The sequence below is a fragment of the Campylobacter sp. CNRCH_2007_0968H genome (assembly GCF_025773245.1).
Lineage (GTDB): Bacteria > Campylobacterota > Campylobacteria > Campylobacterales > Campylobacteraceae > Campylobacter_D > Campylobacter_D lari_D.
Genome location: NZ_JAKMTQ010000028.1, coordinates 1 through 4,261, shown reverse-complemented (window position 1 = coordinate 4,261; position 4,261 = coordinate 1). Strand labels below are relative to the sequence as shown.

Genomic DNA, 4,261 nt, shown 5'->3' with positions numbered 1-4,261 from the left:
CTTAAAAAGTTTGAAATTGATGTATAATCTCACAAAACGCTTACTATGTCGTTTCATAGTTAGCCTTGATTGATAAATTTCCGCCAAGAGTGAAACTCAAGGCGGATTTTTTATTATAGCATATTTTAAGTAGATTTATAAATAATACTACTCTTATTAAGAGTAGATAAACCTACAATCTGCTGCCTTAATACTCCCAATTTGTTGCCTTAATATTTTGCTAACTATCGTTATATGGTGTTTTGATGTGCTTTCTTAATTTCTACTTTTAATAGTTTAATTTCCCCGTTTTAATTAAGCCGATAAAAAAAATCTTTACCGGCGTGTTTCCTAATTTCTACTTTTAATACTCCTAATTTCTACTTTTAATACTCCTAATTTCTACTTTTAATACTCCTAATTTCTACTTTTAATATTTCGCTAGCTCCTATCACATAGGCGTTTGAAAGCCCCCTAAAAATATATAAAAATATATAAAAATATATAAAAAACGCGCGCGAGAGAAAATATGTCTAAAAAAAGAAAAAGAAAAAGAAGCAAAAAGAAAAAGAAAAAAATTTTATAAATCTAGACAAACCTAGATAGTCATATTTAGATACTTTGGTTTTTTAAAAAAACTAATTAATTTTTTGAAAGGAAATAATGAGTTTTAAACTAAAAATAATAGAACAGATAGTAAAAATTATTTATCTTGTTATTGAAATTTTAATTAACTTAAAAGAACTAGTCTAACTAGGGCGGGGTCTTGTTCGTTCGCTTTCTCTAGGAAAGCTTCACGACCCCGCACCCCATTTACACAAAATATAGCACCTTAACAGGTGCATTTTGTTAGAGATGACAAAAAATAGTGTTTATTCTTTCATAAATGGGGTAAAAATCGATTTAAATTAAAAACTTAATAGAAATATCGTTTTAGATAAAAAAATCGATTTTAGGGCTATTTTTTAAAGAATATGATCGTATTCTGCTAAAAAGTGTTATTGTGGTTTCCTAAACTAGCTAGATATAATTCTAAAATGTCGTTGTTTTTGCGATAAATTAATAATAAGTCAGGTTTTATGTGGCATTCTCTAAAGCCAATATAATTTCCTTTTAGTGCGTGATCTTTATATTTTGGTTCTAAAATTTCATCATTAGCTAATTTTTCTACAATTTTATCGATTAAAATTCTATCTTTTGAGTTTGCTTTTTTATAGTTTTGTTTATATTTTTTAGACAATGTAATTTTATAAGACATCCATAGCCTTTTTATACTCTTTAAAATTTTTATAAGTTTCTACATTTCCATTTTTGTAATCTTCAATTGCTTCATCTAACTCAGGTATTTTTCTCTCTCTTTTTTTTACTTTTTTTGTGCTAAAAGAATTTTTTAATTTCTTTTGCAAAAATTTAAAAAGCTCTTCGTTTTCTTTCAATTGTAAATTTAATTTTTCTGCTCTTTTTTCTGCTAAAGAAAGTGCATAAACTAATTGCTTTGGAGTTGCGTTTTCGTATTTAGAATAATCATACATTTTTTTAATTTCCTTTTTTATTTTTTTTTGATTATATCTAAAACAAAAAAAGCAAAAATAAAATTAAAAATGTAACAGAAAAATTAAAAAGAAATGTTCAAAAAAAATTAGAAAAGTTTAAATAAAAAAGATAATAAAAAAAGTTGAATTCCGGAAATAATGCAGGATAACCGCCTTTACCGGCGTAATTTAAGTCAAAAGTGCGATAAAATGGCACTTTAAAGACTGATTTTTTTTCACAAATGAAAAAAAATGAAAAATTAGAAATTTTTTTTCTTGGAATCACTAAAATTTTTTTCAAGAAATATTGTTCAAAAAATTTTGATGTGAAAAAAAATTTTAGTGAAAAGTTTTTTAAAAAAATTTGGAAAAATTTAATCAAAAATTACGAACTTTTAAAATCATTTTTTGATGAAAAAAATTTCAATTTTCTTTGTATTTTTTTCTGATTAAATTAATTTTAAAAACTATTTTTTAAAATTTTTTTTATGTGTTTCATAATCTACATATAAACTATAAGAAGTGCAAGATTTTTCACTAAGCTTTTTACCTAATGGAATATTTTCATCATAATTGTCGCATTTAATGCCTATCGGTAAAATTTTATCGTCCATTGTTTTTCCTAAAACAACAAAATCATATTTACGCCAAAGTCTTTTACTCTCAACTATTTTTCCATAATCCTCATCAAAAATCTCTTTTATATTTTTAGCACTATAAACCTCTTTTAGCTTATTAAAATTTTTAACATAATCTAAAGTAACCTTGCCACCCATTTCTTTGAATTCTTCTTGACTTAATTCTTGCAAACTGCTTCCACCACAACCTGCTAAAGCTAAAACTAACCCCACACCTAAAATAACTTTTTTAAAATTTTTCATTTTTATTCCTTTTTTAATATAATTTCTTGCTTACTATGTTGTTTCTTAGTTAAGCCTTTAGTGGATTTCCGCTTTGAATGCCACAATTCATTTAAAGCGGATTACAACCTATCCATTCTTCATAAATTGCTTTATCTTTTACATCTTGCCATTGTAGTGTGGGTGTTTGTTCTTTTTTCTCATTCTCATAGATGTGGTTAATCGCTAAATAAAATCATTCTTGTAAGTAATTGGCAAAATCATAATAAAAAAATAATTATTACAATTTTAAAAAATTACATATTCCCATACTTACTAGATATTATTATGAATTTTTTATAAAATGCTATCAAACAAAGTTTTTCTTGAGTTATATCTATATTTATAGATATAACTCAATAAAATACCAAAAAATTATTTACATTCCGCTTAAATTGATTTTTTTTAAAAAAATTGGTATAATACTATTTGCTTATTATTAGAAAATAAGTATTCAATCTATACTCGCAATATAGATTGAAAAAATAAATATAAAGGAGAAGTAATGGATTACTTTTTAGTCCTCTATAGGTTAATGGATCTAATCTTTGCCATTGCTTATGTGATTTAAAAGATTAAATATTGCAAGAAAATTTTTTCTTGCAAACCGATGAGATAATTATACACTAAAAAAATCATAGCAATTAATTAAAATAAATTATATAAATATTAGTCCTAATATTTATATAATTTATTTTAAAAATACTAAATTTTACATTATTTGTCAAGTATTTCTTTTGCTAAAGAATATTTTTAATAATTTTTTTAATAATTTTATAAAAGTCTTCTTTATCTTTGCATTTAAAAATTTTAATATCGTGAGAAATTAAATTCCCAAATCTATCTTCTTTTAGTTCCATTGCATTAAAAATAAAGTTATAAAAATCAAATGAATTACTTTGATAAATTTTATTTTCATGTTTAAATCTAATTTTTGATTGACAAAGGTTCTTACAAGCGATTAAGATTTTTTCTTCATCGCTTGCATTTTCTATCGCTTCATTTTCAATTTTTTGTATTGCAATGTTTTCGGGTTTAAAAGTAAATTCAATACCGACAACCTTACCGCCCCGCCCCCTAGCTTTGATTTTCTTTTTCTCAAAAGCTAAATTTTTAAAAGGGATACGCACCTGATCAAATAAGGTGCGTTCCTTGCTTAGTTCTTTTATAGCAGGTTTTAAAACCCATTTATCAATGTTGTGCATTTCGTAATTTTCAGGTATATCCATAATTCTTTTAAACTCTTCCCACTCAAAATAAGCTGTTCCCGTTGTTCTATATTGTTTTAAAAGTCTATAAAGAGTTTTTGTATATTTACCGCTTAATGCGATAAATTCTGCTAATTCAAAAGATGTAAAATTAACTGTGAGTTGATTAACAAGGTATTCAAATCGTGGATTTACCGACATTTCAACGCCTTTTAAATTAGCATACTCATAATCATCTTTTGGATACCATAGTTTAAAACTTTGAAAAAGATTTATAATTTCTTTTCCTATTAAGTCTCTTTCTTTGTCTTCAATTAAAATTGTAAAATCTGCTTTGAAAAATTTCTCTCTTAATGTTGTAACCATTCCTACTAATGCTTTATTTGTAAGATTTTCTGTGCTAAAACTCAAAAGCTCTTTTGATGTAAATTTTACGCTTTCGCCTGTTTTATTTTCTTTGATTTTTGTAAGAATTCCGCAAAGCAAATTTTGCTCTTGTTCTGTAAAGCTAGGTAGTTTAATTTTATTAAAGTCGTTGTGATATTTAACTATTTCACTCATTTGCATATCCAAAGTAAGACAATCAAGGCAAGGGGCTTCTCTGCCCCTGCGGTTTTGTTTAGAAAAATACTTCAACTTTAAG

At 25.3% G+C, this 4,261-nt stretch carries 4 protein-coding genes; all 4 read right to left on the bottom strand.

Features of this window, described 5'->3' with window-relative positions; translation table 11 throughout:
• Positions 1 to 967 precede the first annotated feature (967 nt).
• Positions 968 to 1,237, bottom strand: coding sequence for a type II toxin-antitoxin system YafQ family toxin (locus L8Y18_RS08400; protein ID WP_087691199.1), 270 nt, complete (start codon positions 1,235 to 1,237; stop codon positions 968 to 970).
• Positions 1,227 to 1,511 (bottom strand): hypothetical protein, encoded by a 285-nt coding sequence (locus L8Y18_RS08395; protein ID WP_087691201.1) that lies wholly within the window; start codon positions 1,509 to 1,511, stop codon positions 1,227 to 1,229. Before L8Y18_RS08395 ends, L8Y18_RS08400 begins: the two co-directional genes overlap by 11 nt.
• Positions 1,512 to 1,978: 467 nt before the next feature.
• Positions 1,979 to 2,392, bottom strand: coding sequence for a hypothetical protein (locus L8Y18_RS08390; protein ID WP_263676647.1), 414 nt, complete (start codon positions 2,390 to 2,392; stop codon positions 1,979 to 1,981).
• A 758-nt stretch (positions 2,393 to 3,150) separates the two neighbouring features.
• Positions 3,151 to 4,261: replication initiation protein (locus L8Y18_RS08385; protein ID WP_263676646.1), on the bottom strand; the 1,111-nt coding region annotated here is incomplete at its 5' end.